Source organism: Limnothrix sp. FACHB-1083 (genome assembly GCF_014696485.1).
Classification (GTDB): domain Bacteria; phylum Cyanobacteriota; class Cyanobacteriia; order CACIAM-69d; family CACIAM-69d; genus CACIAM-69d.
This window is the reverse complement of the sequence record NZ_JACJQD010000002.1, coordinates 424,019-445,811: the sequence shown is the minus strand read 5'-3', so window position 1 is coordinate 445,811 and position 21,793 is coordinate 424,019. Positions and strand designations below refer to the sequence as shown.

The following is a 21,793-nucleotide window of genomic DNA, read 5'->3' as shown; positions in this document are numbered from 1 at the left end:
TGGGCATGACTCCTCCCAAGTTATCGGATTCCGAAAAATACGAACTGATTACGCTCTATCGCCAGGGCGGCCACACCATGGCCACCCTGGGGCAGCGCTATGGAGTCAGCACTTCAACCGTGGGCCGAATTTTGAAGTTGGCGGCCGAAGAGCCAGTTCCTGCGCCGGTTTCAGCCCCGGCCCCGATCGCCCCGCCTGTGGCCACTGCCGCACCGGAAGCTCCGATGCTGGAATTGGATCCCCAGCCGCCCCAGGTGGATCCCATGGTGGACTCCGGCGGCCGATCGGGCGGGCGATCGATCTCCAACCAATCAGCGGAACCGACCGACGGCACAACGGGCACAAGACGGGTGCGCCGTCGATCGCGCAGTGGAGCCTCGGAGTTGTCGGAATCTGCGCTGCCGGAGTCCGTCGCGGCCCCGGAGCCAACGCCGGCCAAGCCCATGGAACTCCCCGCCATGGAAACCCTGCCACTGTTTGAAACCGCCTTTGCCACCGCTGCGGCGGAACCCTTGACCGAGGTTGTTGCGGAGTTAGAAGCTGAGGCCAAGGAAGAGGTGCGATCGTCGCGGGTGGGCCGGCCGGTGAAAAAGCAGGCAGAAGCGACCACCAGCACCAATGGTAAAGGGGGGCGATCAAATCGGCGGCGTAAAGGTAGTGGCCCTGTCGTGGCCGAGATCAACGAAGCCAGCGCAGAAGAAGCCGACGATGCGGATCTGGGAGCTGACTTAGATCTAGATGATGACGATCTGGATCTAGACGAAGATGATTTTGAGTTTGGGGATGATGACGGTGAAGCGGGCATTGCCGCCATGTTTGGGCGCGGAGCCAATCCGGATCAACCGATCGAAATCATGCCCCTGGAAACCTCACGGATCCCCAACCCCTGCTATCTCGTGATCGATCGAGCAGCGGAGTTAGTGGCCCGTCCCTTAGAGGATTTTCGAGAATTGGGGCAAATTCCACCCCAGGAAGCCGCCAGCCGCACCCTACCGGTCTTTGACAACCATCGCGTGGCGCGGCGATTTTCAGCTCGCAATCAGCGCATTATTAAAGTGCCCGATGCCAATGACCTGTTCCAGAAAACAGGCCCCTATCTCCAGGCCAAGGGCATCACTCACCTGTTAATTGATGGGCAGGTTTACTTACTGTAGGCCTGGCTGCCGAATTTCTTGATTGCCCCCCTCAAGTCTGTGGAGCGCCCATCCCGTGAAGACGGAGCAGCAGCCCAATCAGCCTGCCGGTTGGTCTGAACCATCGGAGCAGGGGACTCCTCTGAAATCCGGGACAAACAAACCGGCATCGATCGGGCAGGGGGTTGACCATGGGCGCAGGCGGCAAAATTGCCGATCCCACTGGACATCCTGGGTTCAATCCCTGTGCGTGATGGTGGCGCTGTTGCTGCTGGTGGCCCATGGGCTTTGGTATGGGGCAGTACTGCCGGTGGCCCATAGTTTTCCTTTGTTTGGGGTGCGGCGGGTGCTCACCACGGAGCCGCTGGTGGCTCTGACCTTTGATGATGGGCCCCAAGCGCCCTACACGGAGCAGGTCTTGCAGGTGTTGGATCGCTTTGGGGTGAAGGCCACTTTCTTTGAAATTGGTCAGCAGATCGATCGGGAGCCGGCCTTAGCCCGATCGGTGGTGCAACGGGGCCATGAGTTGGGCAATCATTCCTACTCACACCGGAATTTGATCCTGCGTTGGCCGGGGGAAATTGCCGCTGAAATCCTCGAAACCGATCAACGACTGCGGGCGGCGGGGGCTGAGGGGCCGATCGCCCTGCGGCCGCCCTTGGGTAAGCGGTGGTTTGGTTTGCCCTACTGGCTATGGCGATCGGGGCGCACCTTGGCCATGTGGGAAGTGGATTCCGGTGACTATGACCCGGCCAATTCAGTGGCGGATTTGGTGCAAGGTGTGTTGCAGCGGGTGCGGCCTGGCTCCATTGTGCTGTTCCATGACGGCAGCTTCAAGACCCGTCAGCCCCGCGATCGCACCGTGGCGGCGCTGGGTGAAATTATTCCAACCCTCCAGGCTCGGGGCTATCGCCTGGTGACCTTGGGGGAACTGTTGCGATCGGGAAAACCCAGCGGTGGTGGCCCCTGGGAAAGCCATCCCCTGGAGCCAGGGCCAAACCCCGCAAAACCTTGAGGCCCGCAAAATCTTGAGGTATGAACTGGGTTCGGTGGCTGGTATCTGTCGATCAACGACCCAACGATCGCTGATCGCAAAGTCCCGCCATTGCTCCCGGCCCTAATCCGGCAGATCCTCCACAATGATCCAGGGGCCAGAGGGGTTATAGCGCCCTCGCAGAACGATCGAGCTACCGGATTCCAGTTGGCCAAGGTGGTAATTCACCCAAGGATGGAGCGCCACCAGAGAAATTGGCTCCGGGGTCAAGGCCGTTTCTAGGGCATAGTCCTGGGGGCCGCGCCGCTGAAACTGACCGGTGAACCCCAAAGTGGCTGAAGGTTCCGGCGGTGGAATCAGATTCAGGGGATGCTCCTGGGTGAGCAGTTGCTCGTAGGCTTGGGGATGGGCAATCCAGTGCTGCTGCTGCGATCGCCAATCATCGCGATCGGGCGTGAGGCCAAAACAGGGAATCACCGCCGCCGGAGCCTGCGGGTCATGGAGCAAGGCCGTTTGCACAGCGGCCACCGGCAGCGATCGGGGTTGGCAATGCTGCTGCACACAAAGGGCAGCCGCCGCCCCCGCCGCTTGACCCAACCCCAACACCACCGGTTGGAGGCGCGTGGCTCCGTTGGCCATGTGGGACACAGAAATATTTTTGTCGCAAACCAACAGCCCATCGACCTGTTGCGGCACCAGGCAGCCATAGGGCAGCGCAAAGGCCGTCCCCGTCCAGCGACCACCCCATCGAAGTGATTTGGGCGCTAGGGGAAAGACCTCCCCGGGGTAGTGGTGATCATTGGGATAGTTGCCATAGGCGATCGCGCTGCTGGCTCCACTGTGGGGATCTCGGGGCAGGGCCGCTCCCCAGCCTCCGACCACTGGCAAGATCTGGTTTTCCGTCACCGTTGCCAATCCCTGAAGGCGGCGGCTTTCCCGAAAGTAGGGATATAGGGCAAAGGCTCCGGTGTCGGGAAAGAGATGATCGGCCAAGCCATAGCGCCGTCCGAGGGTTTGTTGTAACCAATGGGCAAATCCCAAACTACGATCGTAGGCTGCTTGGAGCGCCGCTGCCCGATCGGCCGCTGTTCCCACCAGGCGATCGAGGTCATCCCCATAGTCATTGCCGGCCTGGGGCCAGTTGATCATGAACCGATCGCCCGCAATCCGCCCATAGTCCAACACGCGCTGGGCACTGGCATAGCCCGCAAAGGCCGCTTGGTAGCGGGTGGGGTCATAGTCAGCGGGACAGGGAATTTCCGGGGCGATCGCTTCGGGGCCAAAATCCTGAAGATAAAAAACCCAAGTGGGAGCCTGCACCGGAAATCGTTCGGTCAAGGCCGTAGGCCCCGCCGGGGCCGTGGGTTCTTGCCATTGGTCTTGCCACTCCCAACCCCAGCGATAGGGAACCTCCCCCAGGGCTAGCAGATCTCCCAATTCCGTGCCGTCGATCGTGATCTGGGCGGTCACCTGTAACCCCGAGTCAAAAGTAACCCCGGTGACTCGATCGCCCGATCGCTGCACCGACACCGGCCGCACTCCGGAAACCCAACGCAAACTGGGCAGGGCCGCCACCCAATCCGCAAAAATCTGCGCCCCGATCGCCGGTTCATAGGTGAAAAAGCTGACCCAACCCCAATCCAGCCCCTGGGGTTGACGCTGGGCCAACTCCTGCAAAAATGCCCCCCAGAGACCCGTTTGCAAGGCCGTCAATTCATTGCCATCCGGCGCACAGACCCCCGCCGCCGTCAACATTCCGCCCAACCAGGAAAACTCCGTGGCCAACAGCACCCGCACCCCACAGCGGGCCGCTTGGATGGCCGCCGCCGTTCCCCCAGTGCCGCCACCCACCACCAAAACATCGGTTTCCGCGATCGGGTTGTCCAGAATGGGGCTGTCTAGGGGCAGCGGATCAGGGGTCGGGGACACCGCCCCCAAGGGGAGAGCAAAACCCTCAATCGCTGTCTGAGGGAAGCGTTCCGTGGTCACCGAGCATTACTCCGAGCAGATCAACTGCCCAACCTTACCACGTGGGATCAATGCCCAAATTGACCGTCAGTGCTGAGATTCCGGTGGGTACGGCACTGATGCAAGCACAAACGGTTTGGGGGTCTTCGGAACGGTCGGGGGCCGCTGACGGATCGGGGCGATCGGGGCTGGGTAGGGGTTGCGCTGCCCAATCCACTTCGCAGGCATGGCAAGACCCCATCAGGCAACCCGTGGGAATGGCAACCCCGGCGCGATCGGCCACGGTTAACAGCATCTCGCCCGGTTGGGCTGAGACGGTAACTTGATCGGGCAAAAAGGTAACAGAGATCTCCATAGGGCGGATGGCGGCGGTTTGGGGGTTGGGCAGTGGAGTCAGTGATTGGGTGGCCTCAGCTCATTCCGTGGCCTCGGCGGAAAGGGTGGGTCGATCGCCCCGAGCGTCCGGCTCGATCGGCAGGAACGATAATTCCGATTTGCGACCCGGCAGCAATTGGCGCGTGGTGATCGTGTTCAGGCGGGCCTCGGGTTTGTTGAGACTTAGCTCCGGTGACCAAGCGGGTTGCTGGGCAGCGGGCAGGCCGTCGCCATGGGGGCCCATCTCCGAGGCCCCATTGGCCGACGGCGTTTGGGTAATGGGTAAGGTAATCGTAAATTCTGCACCCTGGCTAGGGGCCGATCGACAAACCATGCTGCCGCGATGGCGCTGAATAATTTGATAGCTAATTGATAGGCCCAAGCCCGTACCCTTACCTAGGGGTTTTGTGGTGAAGAAAGGATCAAATAGTTGGGATTGAATCGCTTCCGGAATCCCCGGCCCATTGTCTCGAATGGTGACACCAATATGCTGAGGATCCGGTTGTGAAAGCTCAATCCAAATGCGACCAATGAAGGGCAATTGATCGCGACTCAGTTGCTCTTCTTGGGACTCGCGCAAAGCATCGATCGCATTGGAAAGCAAGTTCATGCAAACCTGATGAATTTGACCGGAATAGCATTCAATGGGGGGAATGTTGTCATAATTCCGAATGATCTCAATTTCGGGATAGCTGCCATTGGGCTTCAGGTGATATTGCAAGATCATCAGGGTAGACTCGATCGCCTCTTGCAGGTAAAGGGCGTTGGTAATGGTGCGATCGACCCGTGAGAAACCACGCAGCGCCGAGACAATTTCCCGAATTCGATTAGTGCCCAAATGCATTGAGTCCAGCAGTTTGGGAAAATCCCGCGCCAGAAAATCCAAATCAAAGGTTTCCAGTAAGGCTTGAATCTGCTCCTGTGGTGCTTGCTGGGCTTCCAGTCGGGCCAGTTGAATCAAAAATTCAGAATATTCACGAATGGGGCCCAAGTTGCTATGAATAAACCCGATCGGGTTATTGATTTCATGGGCAACGCCAGCGATTAATTGCCCCAAAATTGACATCTTCTCGCTTTGGAGCAAATGCATTTGGGTTTGCTTTAGCTCATCCAGGGTTTGGGCCAGTTCAGTCGCTTGCGATCGGGTTTGTTGCAGCAATTCCGTATGCTGGAGCGCCACACCCAGTTGCGCACAAACCTGGCGCAAAAACTCCACTTCCGAGTCTTGCCAGTCCCGGGGAGCCGTGCATTGGTGAATGCCCATCAGTCCCCACAGTTCCTCACTTTGAATGATCGGAATCACCAAATTGGCCTGCACTTGCCAAGTCCGCAACATTTCCAAATGGCAATCGGGCATGGTCGAATTGTGGACATTCGGGATGCTGTGAACTTTGCCCACTTGGTATTGAAGAACATGCTGATCACTAAAGCAGGGATCTTCTAATTCCAAGTGCAAAATGGAGGTGCAACCCCGGGCCCGATCTTCCGCAATGATTTTGCCCTGGGCGGTCGGAGCGTGGGAATTAAAGGCAAACACCACCACGCGATCGGCCCGCAGCAGTTGCCGCACTTCCCGCGCTGTGGTGCGAAACACGGTTTCGAGATCCAAAGACTCGCGAATTTTGGCAATCAATCGCGCCAGGGTCTGTTGCTGATGGATCACCCGTTCCAAATCCGCAGTTGATCGCTGAAGTTCCTCGTTTGATTGTCGCAACTCCGCCGTGCGGGCCTGCACCTGGGCCTCCAAGCTGGCGTTCAGGCTGTTCACCTCTGTATACAGCCAATGCTGCTTGACCGCCGTGGCAAACCGTTCCCCCAATGCCTGGGCGAGCTTCACCTCAGAAACCGTCCATTGTTGGGCCTGGCCGATCCTGATTTGTCGCCACACCTCAAAGGAATGGCGGGCCATCAGTTGGCGCGTGTCCGGGTCGTGCCAGCCGGTCCAAAGCTCATCGGTGTTGACCTCATCCCGAAAGATGCTGAGGCAACCCAGTAACTCACTGCCGTAATAGAGGGGAACCAAAATCAGACCCCGGATCGGCAGCCACTGAAACGAGGGGGCCACCGATCGCAGCAGGGGTTCTCGATGGATGTCCCCGATCGCCCAAACGCGCTGGCTAAAACTGCTGCTGTCCTGGGGTGGGGCCGCCAGGCCATAGTTGGCGCGCATCCACTCCACAGACCAATCCTGAGTGGTGGTGCTGGGCGGTGGCTCGGGCACTGCGCCCGCTTTCAAAAAGGCATAGACCAGCCGGTGTTCCTCAAAGGGGCGCTGATCCGTGGTGGCCAGGGGATGGGGCTGGGGCCCCACCGTATACAGTTCCCGATCGGTCTGCCCCCCGGGCCAAAGACACAGCCGGCCGCCGCTCCCTCCCAAAATTTGCACCGTTTCTTCCAGGGCCTTTTGCAGTTGGCCCGTGGGCGCTTCGTGCAGCAGGGCCGTGACACGGTTAATGCTCGCCTCCTGAAGGGCTTGATCCGTGACCCGCTGCACCAAAATTGACTGGGCGATCGCGATTTCTACCTGATCGACCACCGCTTGGATGAATTGCAGTTCCTCCTCATCCACCGATCGGGGTTCCGCGTGGTGAGAAACCAACAGCCCCCACAGGTTGCCCATGTGCAAGGTGCTGGAAACGGGCGGCTCAGAGGTGGCCGGAAAGTTATCCAACACGATCGGAACCACCACCGACGACTGCACCCCCATCACCGTCAGATATTCCACATGGCATGGATCCACCGGACGGTAGCACATCGTTGAAGGGCTGCGTAATTCACCATCGCCCGGGGGATCCATGGCACTCAGGCCCGTTTGGCATTCAGCCACATCCACCACCACTCGCTGGCGGGCCCGCACGAACAACTCGCGGGCCTGGGGCGGAATATCATCCACTGGGAAATGCAACCCCTTCAAGGAAGGCAGTCGATCGGGCACGAGGGATTCGGCCACCACCGTGCCATGGCCCTCGGGCGAAAATTGGTAAATCTTGACCCGATCGGTCTCCAAAAAAGCCCGCACCTCCGCCACCGTCACCGCCAGGATTTCGCTCAGCTCCAGGGACTGCCGAATCCGGTTTGCAATCCCCATCAGTAGCTGTTCCTGAGTGCCTTTGCGTGGCTTCTGTAACTCTAATTCCATAGCTGCTTAACCTGTGCATCAACACGATCGCCACCGTTGGCCCAAGACTAGCGATTGACGGGCTAGACGGTGCTGAACAGGGGATTGATCGTCCCCACCCGCAGACAACCCCAAAGCATCGCGCCTCGCCCCTGATCCCCAAGGGGCCGCTCCCCCCAAGGCGCTGATCCCCACGCGACTGGCCCCAAGGCGCTAGATGGTGATGCACCAGTGCCGCTTGCTTTGCAGATCCCTAGATCTCAAGATCCCAATCTTTTACAGATGTCAATTTCTATCTTCAGGGAATGGGTCACTCAAAAGCAATGTACTGACCACGCACTGCGGAAACCGTAAGGTCAACGATTTTGGATCCCGCTGGATGAGCGGTCGATCGCGGCAATCAATTTGCGCCAAATATAAAAACGGTATGGAGATTCGTTAGAGTCGATAGGGGTCAGTACAAAACCAAAATTCCCCATATCCAACACCCAAGGTGGCCGCCTATGCATCTGAGCGAACTTACTCACCCCAATCAACTTCATGGGCTGTCGATCGCCCAATTAGAAGAAATTGCCCGCCAAATTCGAGAAAAACATCTGCAAACCGTTGCCACCAGCGGCGGTCACCTGGGCCCCGGTTTAGGCGTGGTGGAATTAACAGTCGCCCTCTATCAAACCCTTGACCTCGATCGCGACAAGGTGATCTGGGACGTGGGCCACCAAGCCTATCCCCACAAACTGATTACCGGTCGTTACAACGAGTTCCATACCCTGCGCCAAAAGGACGGCATTGCCGGTTATCTCAAGCGCTGTGAAAGTAAGTTCGATCACTTCGGCGCGGGCCACGCCTCCACCAGCATTTCCGCCGGTTTGGGTATGGCGATCGCCCGGGACATGGCCGGCGAAAACTACAAAGTGGTTTCGATCATCGGCGACGGCGCAATGACCGGCGGGATGGCCCTTGAAGCCATTAACCACGCGGGCCACCTGCCCGACACCAACCTGATGGTGGTGCTGAATGACAACGATATGTCCATTTCACCCAACGTCGGGGCCCTGTCGCGCTACCTGAACAAAATGCGCCTTAGCCCGCCGATGCAATTCCTGACGGACAACATCGAAGAGCAGGTGAAGCATTTGCCCTTCTTTGGCGGTTCCCTGTCGCCGGAACTCGATCGGGTCAAAGAAGGCATGAAGCGCCTGGCCGTGTCGAAAGTCGGCGCAGTGTTTGAAGAATTGGGCTTCACCTACATGGGCCCCGTTGACGGTCACAACATTAAAGAACTGATTGACATCTTCCGCGAAGGCCACAAGCAAAAGGGCCCTGTGCTCGTCCACGTGGCCACCACCAAAGGTAAGGGCTACGCGATCGCCGAAAAAGATCAAGTGGGTTACCACGCTCAAAATCCCTTTGATTTGGCAACGGGCAAGGCCAAACCCGCCAGCAAGCCCACGCCGCCCAGCTACTCCAAAGTTTTTGCAGAAACCCTGATTACACTCGCGGAAAACGATCCTCGAATTGTGGCGATCACGGCGGCCATGGCCACCGGCACGGGTTTGGATAAATTCCAAGCCAAGCTGCCGAACCAATATGTGGACGTGGGCATTGCCGAACAGCACGCCGTGACCATGGCGGCGGGCATGGCCTGCGAGGGAGCACGCCCGGTGGTGACGATCTATTCCACCTTCTTGCAGCGGGCCTTTGACCAAGTGATCCACGATGTTTGCATCCAGGATCTGCCGGTCTTCTTCTGTATGGATCGGGCCGGCGTGGTTGGAGCCGACGGGCCCACCCACCAGGGGATGTATGACATTGCCTACCTGCGCTGTATCCCCAACCTGACGATCATGGCTCCCAAGGATGAGGCGGAGTTCCAGCGGATGCTGGTAACGGGTGTGACCCATCCGGGCCCGATCGCCGTGCGCTATCCCCGGGGCAGTGGCGTAGGTGCGCCGTTGTTGGAAGCCGGTTGGGAGCCGATGTCGATCGGCAAGGGCGAAGTGCTGCGAACCGGCGATGATCTGTTGCTGGTGGGCTACGGCACGATGGTTTATCCGGCCATGCAAGCGGCGGAAATCCTTAGTGAGCACGGCATTGAAGCCACGGTGGTGAATGCCCGGTTCGTGAAGCCGCTGGATACGGAACTGATTGTGCCCCTGGCCCAGAAGATTGGCCGGGTGGTGACGATCGAGGAAGGCTGCCTGATGGGTGGTTTCGGTTCGGCGGTGCTGGAAGCCCTCGGCGATGCGGGTGTGGCCGTGCCGGTGACCCGCTTGGGTGTGCCGGACATTTTGGTGGAGCACGCCACGCCGAGCCAGTCGATGCAAAGCCTGGGTCTGACGGGGCCGCAGATTGCCGATCGCCTGTTGACACAGTTGGGCCGTAAGCCGGAAATGGCAGCGGTTTAACGGTGAGCTAACGGTTAGTTGGGGGATGGTTGGCTGACAGGGCGATCAACCATCCACCAATCTTTCTGCGAATCGTTCCCCCAGTTGTTCAAAATGGCTCAAAGCATCAAAACGGTAGACCACTTTTTCTATGAATGCCCTATCAATTCCCACTTGGATCGTGCATGTTTCCAGCGTCATCGAGTGGATCGCGGCGATCGTGCTGATTTGGCGCTACGGCGACCTCACCGACAATCCGAGCTGGCGGGCTTTGTCTTGGGGGATGTTGCCGGCCCTGGTGAGCGCCATGTGCGCCTGTACCTGGCACTTTTTTGACAATGCACCGCGCTTGGAGTGGCTGGTGACGGTGCAAGCGGCCACGACGGTGATCGGTAATTGCACGCTTTGTGCGGGGGCTTGGTGGATTTGGCGATCGCGCCCGATCGACCCGTCAGGATCTGAAAAAGATCTCTAGGAATTCGGTCTTAAAAGTCGGCCCCCTGTCCCAAACAGGGGCCTTGATTGTGATTGATCCTTGTGACCGTTATTGTTGGGCTAAATCGAATTTTTCTGAAAATCTAGAATCTGTTACGTTGGAAGAGTTATAAAATATTAAAATTTCAACTGTTTCTCTGAGATTCAATTATTTTTTCTTTGTTTTAAGTCTTTTTAATCTTTGTATAAATTAATTCAATCAAGAATTGGAATTTTTAAAATATCTTTTGTTGTTTTAAAAAATTTTTCTGGAAGCAAAAAGGAACGCTTCAAATCACAATTGAAAATCATAATCATTAAACACAAAGAATGCTTCATGAAATCTTCGTCTAGAGATCACTTAATCTTTAAACCGATTTTTCAAAGTGTGATCTAAGATGTAACTCAAGAACCTAAACGTTGGGTGCTAGACCTCTCCACTACTGCGGAAAAATTGTCACTATGAAACGCTTCCAACAAATTGCTAGCACCCTGGCTCTTGCCCTAGTTCCTGCTCTGATTGCCACCCAGCCCGCACAGGCTGCCAACCTGGTTAAAAACGGCAGCTTTGAAGTAACCCCAGGCGCTCCCCTCAACGGCGGCTGGCGGACTTTTTCAGAAATTGAGGGCTGGTCTGCAACCAAGGGCGGCAAAATTGAGGTGCAAGCCGGGGTAGCCGGGAAAGCCTACGACGGCAAAAACCTGGTGGAACTCGACAGCCACTTCTACGACAGCAAAGCATCCGAGCTGGGCCTGTTCCAAGACATCGTGACCAAAGCAGGAAAGACCTATGAACTTTCCTTTGCTTACTCGGCTCGTCCGGGAATTGCAAACAACTGGAAAGGCGGCAAAGACCAAAATGCCTTCTCCGTTTTGTTTGGTTCCAGCTTCAACCAAGTTTTCAATGCGGGTAACGGCGGCAGTCAAACCAACTGGCTCAACAGCGGCCCTCTGTTGGTGAAGGCGGTGTCTGATCTAACGCGCTTGCAGTTCAACTACCTGGGCACGCGGGACACCTACGGAGCCTACATTGATAGTGTCAGCTTGACGGAAGTGGCCTCGACCCCTGAGCCGGTTAGCTTGCTGGGTCTGTTGGCTGTGGGGACGGCGGTTGGCGTGGCTGCCAAAAAGCGCCAGCACGCGATCGACTAAATCGCGATTGCTAAGGGCTGCCGTTTTGGCTACTTTTTGACAATTGTTCATGTTCTGTTGAGGGCGATCGCTTGGAAATCAGGCGATCGCCCTTGTTTTGTTCATGTCCCCATGGCGACTGAAGATTTGCTTTGAAGATCTCCCGTGAATGGCAGAATTGCCTAATACGAGGATGGCTGGAGAGCCAGAGCTGATTCACCCGGTGGGGTAGGCCTTTGGCGGCTGGCTCCGCTGTTGTTGTTAAGTCCCTGATTACTGGAATTGAACGTTTTGCTATGACCCCTCCCTATTTGCGGCCGGCTCCTTGGTGGAATTGGTTGGGCCTGTTGGCTCTGGTGACGGCGGTGTTGTGGTTGTTGCGGGGGGTGGGGCTGTTGGGCTTTGTGCCGGGGATTGTGTTTGGTGTTTTGTTTTTGGCGATGGGGGTGTTGCTGCTGTTGGGCGTTTGGGGGGTGCGATCGCGCCGTTGGTAGTGGATGGCGGGCCGTCCCGTGGCAGCGCCCTATTGCAGGGGCAAGAAGATGGTCATCACTTCGCCGCGCTGGGGCCGTTGCCGGATGGTGAGTTTGCCCCCGATCGCCTGGAACAGGTTTTTGGTGACATGTAAATTCAAGCCAAAGCTGCCGGTTTCCGGTTGGAAGGTCAGCAACTGCCCGATCGACTTCAGCGATTCCAGGCGGGTGGCCGCGCCCATTGCGTCGTAGCGCAATTGCACCTTCAGTTGGCTGCCGGCCGTTTCCGCTTCCATGTCAATGCGGCTACCGGCGGGCAGGGTGCGGGCCAAGTTTTCGATAATTTCCGCCAACATTCGATCGAGCAAGGTGGGGTCGCTGGCAACCGTGGGCAGTTTGTGCGGTAGCTTCACCGTCAGTTCCAAGTTGTGGCGGCTGGCCTGTTGTTGCCAACGGGGAATGCTGGATTGAAACACCTGGGCCAGGGGAATGGGCGTGAGGGACAGGTGGGCGCTGTTGCTGGTTTCTAGTTCAACGGCTTTGAAGATCAGGTCAAAGCGGTTGATTTGTTCGGTACATTCCCGATCGATTTTTTCGATGTAGTTCACCGCCTTGTCCTGCAAATTTTGCTGGCGCATCAGCAGGCGGGTGAAGGTGCGGATCGTGGCCAGGGGCGTGCGGACGCTGTGGGCGAGGGCTTGCAAAAGCTCCAGGTCGATCGCGGGTTTGGCCGGTTGCGGCCGGGCTGAGGCCCGCAAGGGGCGACGGCGCGGCTCCGAATGGGCGGGGTTGCTGGGAGCTGGCAGGGCTTGCAGCAGGCGCTCTGTGAAGGCGCTGACGATCCGATAGCTGGGTTCTACCAAAGGAAACTGTTGAGCCAGGGCATCAAACGGCCCGAGCTGCTGCGGGGCGTTCAGTTGCACCCGGGCCCGCAAGGCTTGCCAGACGGCGGCGATCGCCTGAGGCTCAAAGGAGAAGCGAAACACCAGTTGGCCGGTGGAGTCTTCTTGGAGTGAGAGGGCCAAGCTAAAGTCCCGCATTCGCACCACGCAAAAGGATTCTGCGGCCAGGGGATCCACCGGAGCTAGGCCGATCGCCCGTTCCGTCACTTCCGGGCAGGGTTCGCCCCCATCGGCGGAGGGCAACAGCCACAGGGATTGCCAAAGGTGGCTGCTGAATGTCCAGACCGAGAGGCGATCGAGCCAGGACCCCGTAAACAAGGGCAGGGGCCCCAACAGCACCACCCCTTGATCGATCGCTTCGGAGGGTAAGGCTTCCGCAAAGTCCGTGATGAAGGCCGCTTCGATCGCGTCGGCCGCTTCCATGGATTGGGCCATGATTTGGGCGATCGCCTTCGTGGCCCCCTGCCATTGGGCCTCGGCGGATAGGGTTCCTGGGCCCGCTCCGGGGGTAAGGGGAGCAAGCAGATGACCCACCGTTGGTAACACCCATCCATTCATAGTTGGTCGATCGATCCGTTGGCGATCGAGCGGGCGATCGCTCAGAGCAGGGGAGGGAAGCGGCATCGCGGGTTTGGGGTTCGCCGCAATCGTCGAGAGCGTCGTCACACGCGCTAGGGATTTAGACTTAGGGGATTTGCCTCAAGTGTATCGGCAAGGCCCCGGAGTCGCGCACCCCAAAACCGAACGTTGCGAGTCGCGATCGCCGCCATTTGGTTGGCCAACGCCCAATCGCTCCAGCACTTGAGCCAACACCAACGCAGTCCAATCAATATCCGCTTCCGTGGTGCTCTGGCCCAGGCTTAAGCGCAGGGCCGCTGTGGCTTCGGCGGGATCGTAGCCCATGGCCAACAGGGTGGGGCTGGGGGTCAGGCTGCCGCTGCTGCAGGCGGATCCAGAGCTGGCGGCAATGCCCGCCCGATCGAGCTGGCGCACCAAATCCCGACCACTGGGCAGGGGCAACCGTCCCCGTAAACAAAAGCTGACATGGTGGGGCAAGCGATGGAGCCGATCGCCCGTGGGATGCAAAGCGGGCAAGGGAGCCAAGCGCTCAAACAAGCGATCGCGCAGTTGACCAAGCCGCTGAGCCTCCGTTTCCCAGGTTTGGGCCATGCGTTCCGCCGCCGCCCCAAAGGCCGCGATCGCCGGCAGGGCCTGAGTTCCCGATCGCCGCTTACTCTCCTGGCCACCGCCCAGCAACTGGGGAGCCAAATTAATCCCCGGCCGCGCCCACAGGGCCCCAGCCCCTTGAATGCCGTAGATCTTGTGGCTGGAGAGGGACAGCAAATCCACCGGCAGGGTTTGCAAATCCACCGCCACCCGGCCCACCGCCTGCACCGCGTCCGTGTGGAATAATGCGCCCGATCGCCGGGTAATCGTCCCCAACTCCGCGATCGGTTGCAGGGTTCCCACCTCGCTTTGGGCAAAAATAATCGACACCAGCACCGTTTCCGGGCGAATGGCCAAAGCCAAGTCCGACGGATTCACCCGTCCGGCGCGATCGACCGGCAAGCGCGTAATCGCCCAGCCTTGGGCCTCCAGCCGCTCCAAGGTTCGCTCGATCGCCGAATGTTCCACCTGCGAGGAAATGATATGACGCGGTTGGGTGAACCGCTGGGCCACCCCCAAGATCGCCAAATTGTCCGCCTCCGTGCCCCCCGAGGTGAAAATCACCCCCGTGGGATCCCCATTAATCAACGTCGCCACCTGCAACCGCGCCGTTTCCAGCACCATGGCCGAGCGATCGCCCCAACTATGAATGCTTGACGGATTTCCCCATAGTTCCGTCATCACCCGTTGGGCCGCCGCGATCGCCACATCACAGGGCGGCGTGGTGGCGCTGTGGTCTAGATAAATTTGCATGGACAATCCGTTGGCATCAAGGTTCAGGAATTTTGGCGCAGGAATTAAGGTTCAGGAATTTTGGTCTTTGGTCATTGAAGATGCAGTATTCGCAGTATTCAAGGTGCAGTCTTTAAGGTGCAGTATTCAAGGCGCAACATTGTCCATCGATTCTTCCGCCTCTCCTGCTGCGATCTCGATCGACAAAGAACCCAAAACCAAGCGATCGCTTAACTGAATCCATTGCTCCAGGCTCAGTTCTTCTGCCCGCGCCGTTTCAGGAATTGCCAGCTCAACCAAAGTATGACGCAACTGATCCAAATCCACGACGCTTTTTAGATTGTTGCGCAACATCTTGCGGCGACTGGCAAAGCCCAGTTTCAACAACGTTTCAAAGCGCTTCACATTTTGCGGCGACTGCGGAAAAGGGCGGGGCTGAATTTTCACCACCGCTGAATCGACCTTGGGCGGCGGTGAAAAAGCCTTGGCCCCCACATCGCAAACCCAAGAGCAATCCGCTAAAAAGCGCGATCGAATCGAAAGGGCGCTGTAATGTTTGCTGCCCAAATTCGCCACCAACCGCAGGGCCACTTCCTTTTGCACCAACAGCACGATCGACTCAAAGGGTTGCGATCGCGGTTGGGCGATCGTCCCCAACAAATGCTCCAAAATTGGGCCCGTAATGTTATAGGGAATATTGGCCACCACCTTATTGGGATTTTGGAACTGGGGATTGGGAAAAGCCGCCAACTGTTCCGGCCAATCTAAAGTCAAAATGTCGCCCTGAAGCAGCAAGAAATTGTCCCGCTGCCCAAACTTTTTCACCAGCTCAGGACAAAGATCGTGATCTAACTCAACGGCAACCACTGCTCCCGCTTGATCCAGCAATTGCCGAGTCAAGACCCCCTGACCGGGGCCAATTTCCAAAACCCGATCCTCTGGGGTCAGTTCCGCCGCTGAAATGATTTTGGCAAGGGCTTTTTCACTTCTCAACCAATGTTGACCAAAGCGTTTCCGAGGTTTTGGCATGGCTTTGCTGCAATCTTTGCTTAGTGATCTGTACTCAGTAATTAATTCACTATTCAATCAGCATCAAAAATGGATTCATAATCCAATCAATGACTGATCGCACTTTTGAAGGAATGATCATGAAGAATAGGGCAATGATGGATCTCATGATCGATCTATAGGATCCAATGAATCGAGAATCAGGAAATCATTGATCGGGGGTTAATTAATTGAGATTTATGCATCGGGTTGATGCATCGGGTTAATTCATCGGGTTGATTCATCATTGAATCGCCAATTGATACTTCGTTAAAGGGAAGTGGATGGTTGATGAATCCCGTATCAACGCTGATCACTCGGGTCTTGCCAAGAAAAATGTGTCGCCTTTAACTTGTCTTGGTTCCAAAAACAGTGCCAGAGTCTGACGAGGCAGCGCTTAGGAGCATGACTCGCTCAGGCTTAGGCTCCAGTACCAAGCCCAAGGGATTCACTCGAAATTGCCGAAATTGCGCTCACAGGCAAGCTGAACATCAAAAACCAGAATTGCTCAAGAAAGGAGAAAACCGAATGACGGACGTGGTTTGGCAATTGCTGCTGATTGGATTGGCGGCAGGGTTAGCGGGGGGCCTGTTTGGCATTGGCGGCGGGGCGATTATGGTGCCGGCCATGGTGCTGTGGCTGGGCCTAGACCAAAAATTAGCAACGGGAACATCCCTTGCGGCTCAGGTGTTGCCGATCGGGCTGTTGGGGGCGATGGTGTATTACCGCAACGGCAATCTCAACATCAAGTACGGGTTGTTGATTGTGGTGGGATTGCTGGTGGGGAATTACTTTGGGGCAATATTCGCCAATCAACCCTACATCAGTTCGGCCCTGATGAAGAAACTGTATGGGGGCTTTTTGCTGCTGATTGGGTTGCGCTATTTGACGGTGCGCTGAGAGGTTGATCAACAGGTTGGGCGATGATCGCACGGACTGGGAATAAAGGTGGGGGATGATCTGGCAAGCGCCATACATATGAAAACGATGGGAGAAAGTCGCCCATGATTGCTTGGGCTATTTTGCAGGCGGGTGGGCCGGTGGTTGTGCCCTTGCTGTTGGGATCGATCGCGACGGTGACGGTGGCGATCGAGCGGGCTTGGTTCTGGGCCCAGGTGCGGCGCGATCGATCCCAACTGGTTCCAGCGGTTTTTGAGCTGTATGGACGCGATGCCAAGGCGGCGATCGCCCGGTTCCAGCAATATGCCGACGGCCTCCCGATCGCCCGCATTAGTTTGGCAGCCTTGGAGCTACACCGCCCCCACCCGATCGCCTTTCGCTTGGCCCTCAGCGCCGCCACCCAAGCCGAACGGCCCCAACTGCGGCGCTTTGACCTGTGGTTGCAAACCGTGACGGCCCTGGCTCCGTTGTTGGGCCTGTTGGGCACGGTCACTGGCCTGATGGGAGCCTTTGCGGGTCTCGATTGGGCCGGGGAGGGCCCCAGCCGCGTGAATGCGGGTCTGAGTGAAGCGCTGGTTTCCACGGCGATCGGGCTGGTGGTGGCGCTGTTGGCCCTCACCCTGGGCAATCTGTTCCGGGCCTATGCTCGACGGGAGCAAATGGCCATTACGCGCGATTGTCGTACCCTGGAGCGGCTGTATTTGCATCATTACTGGCACTTCAACGCGCCCGATCGGCCCGGATACCGCCGCCGTCGGCGAGATCGGCGAGATCGGCGCGATCGTTCAAGCCCCGCCCAGCTCTAGGGTTACCCGATTTTCCAAGTTCTCGATTTTTCAAGTTCCCGGCTTTCCACTGCTCAGAATCCCTGAGTGTCCAGATCCAGTGTCCAAATCTCTGGTGTTCAAATTTCCCCAATATTCAAATTTCCCCAATATTCAAACGAATTTAAATTTCCACCGATTCCCTACGCCAGATTTACAGTGTTGCTTCATTGATGTTACATTTCTTCACAGGAGGCTAATTAGCCAACGCCCGGAGAACTGTCAAGCACTAACCGCCGCTTCAAGTTGCCATCAACCCTATTCGTTGAAACTGCTGAAACTGCGATGGTGTGCGTCTTTGTCACTCAAAATGCAAAGTCGATGACATCCCCGGCCAGGTTTTAATTGGTATTCTCCCAACACAGCAAGCACGGCCAGCCGCCCCAACGGCTGGCTTTTTCACGATCGGGGTAGCAATCACCGCTGCGATCGAACCCGTTGCCCAGCCCCCGGAGATCTTGGCCCAATTTGCAAAGCGTCGTGATAGACTTTTATGCCAGCAAACCAGCCGCTCGATCGATGCTGTTTTAACTGTTTGGTGAGTTTTGCTGCCCCCATCGTGGCAAAATCTTCAGCAGCAACACACCCGATCGACAACGCACGGGTCACACGGCTCCGGATGGCTAAAGGTCAGCGCTTGACTGCTCAAGACTGGCGACAGATCCTTTCCTTTCAATTGAGCAATAGCAAGTCTATTTGAATTGAATAGTTATCAAACAACCTTTATTCAGCAGCTTGCAGCAGAGCGTTTGATATCCCCGCGCGAGCTGTGTTTTGCTCAGAGCTGGCAAGTTCTCAAAACTTGTCTTTTCCATCGAGGTGCTCTCGATTCAATGGCAACCGAATGGTAACTGCCAACCACCACATCCAGTCACCCGGCGCTTAGTCTCCTGGCGCTTGCTGCAAACCATCAGAGGGATCCGTCATGTCCATTCGCCTGTACGTTGGCAATCTGCCCAAAGAAGTCGATCGCAAAGAACTCGAAGCCGTCTTTGCCGGCACGGGCGACCTGACCTCCACCAAGGTCATTGTCGATCGCAAAACCGGAAAATGTCGCGGTTTTGCATTCGTGACGGTTCCCACTGATGAACTCGCCGACCAAATCATCGAACAGTTCAACGGTTCCACCTTCAAAGACACCGTGCTGAAAATTGAGAAAGCCATGCCCCGCAAAGGCAAGGGCGATGACGAAGCCCCCGAAAGCGCCGAAGCTAGCCCCGTCAAGGCAGCTCGCCGCAGCGGTGGCGGTGGTGGTGGCAAAAAAGGCAACGGTGGCGGTCGTCGTGCCCCTGGTGGGGCTGTGGTTGCCGAAAGCAGCGCCGCTTCTGCCCAGCCAGATCCCCGCTGGGCCGGTGAGTTGGCGAAGCTGAAGCAACTGCTGAACGCTCAAACGACTGGCTCCTAAGGTTTTCTAGGTTTCTGGCGGGTCAATTGGGTTCAGGTCAGCGGTTCGATCGCCCTCAATTGCCCGAGCAGCCAGAAAAGATTGAACGCCCATTGAACGTTCATCGTGCAACAATTGACCCGATCGCAGCTCTGATCCTGTTGATGAACCCAACGGCTTAAGGTCGGCTTCAGTCGGTTGAGGTTAATTCCAGACCAGTTGCCCAAACCGCACAACGTTTTCCACTCTTCAGAAATTGCAATCACACCATGTTTGGTCGTGGGTTTGTCCCTTGCCAGATGTGGTGTTTTTTTTGGGCTGAATGCCAGAAATTCTCAAGAGTAATCTCCAAGGGCAATGTTCAAGAGTAATCTCCAAGAGTAATCTCCAAGCATGAGTTGGCGGAACCGGAGGGCAAGGGCGATCGCTCGATCGCTCTCCATCGTGATAGCAAGGGAAACATTGACCCTTTAAGGATCTCTCGGAAAAAATTACGAATTGGAAATTTTAGCTGAACATCTAATCGATCTTCGGAGTAAGCTCTAATTGGGGATTAGCAGTTCGCCATCTACTCCAATTTGCTGGAATCTACTCCAATCGGCTGGGATCTACTCTAATTCGCCTGCGCTGATCTCCTCTTCGCCAGTGCTTTCATCGGCCCATATCAGGGACAATTTCAGCGAAATCTGGCATCTTTGGTTAGCCTTGCTCTGCAAAGTGCAATGTAAGACGCAACTCAAGATTTTCAACCCAAGATTTTCAACCCAAAGCTTTATTGAAAACTGAATCCCAGACTAGATTTCAGACTGAATCAGGGACTAGATCTTAGATTTAAGGCTGAATTTAGACCGGAGTCTAAAAACCATATCCCGAATTGGAGGTTGGAATGGGTTAACCTCAATGCCATTCATTCAGTGATTCATTCAGTGCGATTAGTTCAGCACCAAGAATCCAGTGATATTGATTCAGCACGGTTCAGAGCCGATCGAGCAGCTTGCATGATCCCACTGCCCATTTGGTCATTGCCGATCGCGTCCTGACCCATTTTGATTGAGTTACTTGACCATTTTGCTGACGGATGATCAGGAGTCAGTGGCGCGTCTTTGAGCCGGACGCAGTGAGTTTTGCACCGGTTCCTAGGCGGAGGTTATACAGGGTGGTGGTGTGAATTCGCGATCGCCCGGTCACAGGTGCTTTGACCCATGAAAACTGCACTTCAACCAATCCTAAGGGTGTTAGGGTGTGCCCCCGATCGCAGCCTGCGGTTTTTCCTGGTTACAGACGCTGCGTCAGGGAATCAACAGAATAGGAACGGCCGCGTCATGATCGGCTGGATTGCGGGATGCTCAAGTGCAATTGAATGGGCGAAACCACAACATAGTCACTCCTTGTTCTACGTCACCCTTAACCTGGTAAACCCAAGGCTATGAAGATTCTGATCTATTCCTACAACTACCATCCTGAGCCGATCGGGATTGCACCGTTGATGACTGAGCTAGCGGAGGGGCTGGCTCGGCGTGGTCATGAAGTTCGCGTTTTGACGGGAATGCCAAACTACCCGGAACGGCGGATTTACGAAGGCTATCGGGGCAAGTTGTATTGCACGGAAGTGATTAACAACGTGCGAATCGATCGCTGCTATGTCTGGATTCGACCCAAGCCCGGCCTGCTGACGCGGTTGGCCCTGGATGGCAGTTTTGCGATCACGAGTTTCCTGCGGGCCCTAAATGGCTGGCGGCCCGATGTGATGTTGATGACTTCGCCTCCGTTGGCGGCAACGGTTCCGGCGGCCCTGCTGCGGTGGATGTATCGCTGCCCGCTGATCCTAAATTTGCAAGATATTTTGCCGGAAGCGGCGGTGCATACGGGGCTGATTACCAGCAAGCGGGCGATTCAGGTTTTTGAGGCCCTGGAGCGATTTGCTTACAAAACCTCAACGGCGATCAGCGCGATCGCGGAGGGTTTTGTGGACAACCTGGTGAGCAAGGGGGTGTCGCCCAACAAGATTGCCCTGATTCCCAACTGGGTGGATGTGAACTTTGTGCAGCCCATGCCGAAGAACAATGCATTTCGTGCAGCCCATGGGTTACAGGGCAAGTTTGTGGTGCTTTATTCGGGCAACATTGCCTTGACCCAAGGGCTGGAAACGGTGATTGATGCGGCGAAGGTGCTGGATGGCCGGCCCGAGGCGGCCCAAATTCAGTTCGTGATTGTGGGTGAGGCGCGGGCGATCGAGCGATTGGGGCAATATTGCCGTGAAAATGCCGTGAGCGATCGGGTCAAGCTGTTGCCCTTTCAACCTCGGGAAGCACTGCCGGAAATGATGGCGGCGGCGGATGTGAGCTTGATTGTGCAGCGGCGCAACGTGGTGGGCTTCAATATGCCCTCGAAAACCCAGGTCATTTTGGCCAGTGGCCGGCCGATCATTGGATCTGTGCCGGGCCATGGCACGGCGGCCCAGGCCATCCGGCGCAGTGAGGCGGGGATTGTGGTGGAGCCGGAGTCGCCCCAGGCTTTGGCGGAGGCGATTTTGGCCCTGGCTCAGGATCCCGATCGGGCTGAACGGTTGGGTCGTCAGGGTCGCCAACATGCGCTGGAGATGTATAGCTTTGACTCGTCGCTCGATCGCTACGAACAGTTGTTTAACCACTTGGTGAAGCAGTCTCGCCGCCATTCGGCTGCGGTGACAGTTCCGGCGGACTTGGCGGGCACAGCGCGGCCTCTGCAACTGCCCCAACCCTCAGCCAGCAATCGATCGCACTAAATTACTCGCGATCTCAGCAA

Annotated in this window: 17 protein-coding genes; 10 read left to right on the top strand and 7 right to left on the bottom strand. The window is 56.7% G+C overall.

Annotated features, from left to right (window positions below; translation table 11 throughout):
• Positions 1-5 precede the first annotated feature (5 nt).
• Together H6F46_RS03900 and H6F46_RS03895 are read left to right on the top strand one after the other, a co-directional pair.
• Positions 6-1,154, top strand: a complete 1,149-nt coding sequence (locus H6F46_RS03900) for a hypothetical protein (RefSeq protein WP_190353612.1) — start codon at positions 6-8, stop codon at positions 1,152-1,154.
• A 55-nt stretch (positions 1,155-1,209) separates the two neighbouring features.
• On the top strand, positions 1,210-2,148 hold the full coding sequence (locus H6F46_RS03895; protein WP_190353611.1) for a polysaccharide deacetylase family protein: 939 nt from the start codon (positions 1,210-1,212) through the stop codon (positions 2,146-2,148).
• A 102-nt stretch (positions 2,149-2,250) separates the two neighbouring features.
• Here H6F46_RS03895 and H6F46_RS03890 read toward each other — a convergent pair whose 3' ends face one another.
• From H6F46_RS03890 to H6F46_RS03880, 3 genes are all read right to left on the bottom strand, one after another.
• Positions 2,251-4,002 (bottom strand): FAD-dependent oxidoreductase, encoded by a 1,752-nt coding sequence (locus H6F46_RS03890; RefSeq protein ID WP_370567077.1) that lies wholly within the window; start codon positions 4,000-4,002, stop codon positions 2,251-2,253.
• A 148-nt stretch (positions 4,003-4,150) separates the two neighbouring features.
• Positions 4,151-4,450, bottom strand: coding sequence for a 2Fe-2S iron-sulfur cluster binding domain-containing protein (locus tag H6F46_RS03885; RefSeq protein WP_099534830.1), 300 nt, complete (start codon positions 4,448-4,450; stop codon positions 4,151-4,153).
• Between the two features lie 60 nt (positions 4,451-4,510).
• On the bottom strand, positions 4,511-7,558 hold the full coding sequence (locus H6F46_RS03880; protein WP_190353610.1) for a GAF domain-containing protein: 3,048 nt from the start codon (positions 7,556-7,558) through the stop codon (positions 4,511-4,513).
• Positions 7,559-8,091: 533 nt separating this feature from the next.
• Between H6F46_RS03880 and dxs the strand changes: the two genes are divergently transcribed.
• From dxs to H6F46_RS03860, 4 genes are all read left to right on the top strand, one after another.
• The gene (dxs, locus tag H6F46_RS03875) at positions 8,092-9,996 is read left to right on the top strand and encodes a 1-deoxy-D-xylulose-5-phosphate synthase (protein WP_190353609.1); all 1,905 of its coding nucleotides are present in this window, start codon (positions 8,092-8,094) and stop codon (positions 9,994-9,996) included.
• A 130-nt stretch (positions 9,997-10,126) separates the two neighbouring features.
• The gene (locus H6F46_RS03870; RefSeq protein WP_099534837.1) at positions 10,127-10,450 is read left to right on the top strand and encodes a DUF2499 domain-containing protein; all 324 of its coding nucleotides are present in this window, start codon (positions 10,127-10,129) and stop codon (positions 10,448-10,450) included.
• 461 nt (positions 10,451-10,911) lie between these two features.
• Positions 10,912-11,601, top strand: coding sequence for a PEP-CTERM sorting domain-containing protein (locus H6F46_RS03865; protein ID WP_190353608.1), 690 nt, complete (start codon positions 10,912-10,914; stop codon positions 11,599-11,601).
• 275 nt (positions 11,602-11,876) lie between these two features.
• Positions 11,877-12,074, top strand: coding sequence for a hypothetical protein (locus H6F46_RS03860; RefSeq protein WP_099533487.1), 198 nt, complete (start codon positions 11,877-11,879; stop codon positions 12,072-12,074).
• 29 nt (positions 12,075-12,103) lie between these two features.
• On the opposite strand, the gene H6F46_RS03855 is transcribed toward H6F46_RS03860, so the two are convergent.
• The 3 genes from H6F46_RS03855 to rsmA all read right to left on the bottom strand — a co-directional run bounded on the left by H6F46_RS03855 (position 12,104) and on the right by rsmA (position 15,883).
• Positions 12,104-13,579, bottom strand: a complete 1,476-nt coding sequence (locus H6F46_RS03855) for a sensor histidine kinase KdpD (RefSeq protein WP_143473029.1) — start codon at positions 13,577-13,579, stop codon at positions 12,104-12,106.
• A 75-nt stretch (positions 13,580-13,654) separates the two neighbouring features.
• Positions 13,655-14,875 carry a cysteine desulfurase family protein gene (locus H6F46_RS03850; RefSeq protein WP_190353607.1) on the bottom strand — a complete coding sequence of 407 codons (1,221 nt, stop codon included), beginning with the start codon at positions 14,873-14,875 and terminating at the stop codon, positions 13,655-13,657.
• A 126-nt stretch (positions 14,876-15,001) separates the two neighbouring features.
• Positions 15,002-15,883 (bottom strand): 16S rRNA (adenine(1518)-N(6)/adenine(1519)-N(6))-dimethyltransferase RsmA, encoded by an 882-nt coding sequence (gene rsmA, locus H6F46_RS03845; RefSeq protein WP_190353606.1) that lies wholly within the window; start codon positions 15,881-15,883, stop codon positions 15,002-15,004.
• Positions 15,884-16,429: 546 nt separating this feature from the next.
• Between rsmA and H6F46_RS03840 the strand changes: the two genes are divergently transcribed.
• The 3 genes from H6F46_RS03840 to H6F46_RS03830 all read left to right on the top strand — a co-directional run bounded on the left by H6F46_RS03840 (position 16,430) and on the right by H6F46_RS03830 (position 19,030).
• Entirely contained in the window at positions 16,430-16,801 is a 372-nt protein-coding gene (locus tag H6F46_RS03840; RefSeq protein ID WP_099533483.1) for a sulfite exporter TauE/SafE family protein, read from the top strand.
• Between the two features lie 104 nt (positions 16,802-16,905).
• Positions 16,906-17,607, top strand: coding sequence for a MotA/TolQ/ExbB proton channel family protein (locus H6F46_RS03835; protein WP_190353605.1), 702 nt, complete (start codon positions 16,906-16,908; stop codon positions 17,605-17,607).
• A 943-nt stretch (positions 17,608-18,550) separates the two neighbouring features.
• Entirely contained in the window at positions 18,551-19,030 is a 480-nt protein-coding gene (locus H6F46_RS03830) for an RNA-binding protein (RefSeq protein ID WP_099533481.1), read from the top strand.
• 1,068 nt (positions 19,031-20,098) lie between these two features.
• Here the strand turns inward: H6F46_RS03830 and H6F46_RS19520 are convergent.
• Positions 20,099-20,224, bottom strand: coding sequence for a hypothetical protein (locus H6F46_RS19520; RefSeq protein ID WP_255508879.1), 126 nt, complete (start codon positions 20,222-20,224; stop codon positions 20,099-20,101).
• Positions 20,225-20,435: 211 nt separating this feature from the next.
• Between H6F46_RS19520 and H6F46_RS03825 the strand changes: the two genes are divergently transcribed.
• Entirely contained in the window at positions 20,436-21,773 is a 1,338-nt protein-coding gene (locus H6F46_RS03825; RefSeq protein WP_190353604.1) for a glycosyltransferase family 4 protein, read from the top strand.
• Positions 21,774-21,793: the final 20 nt, after the last annotated feature.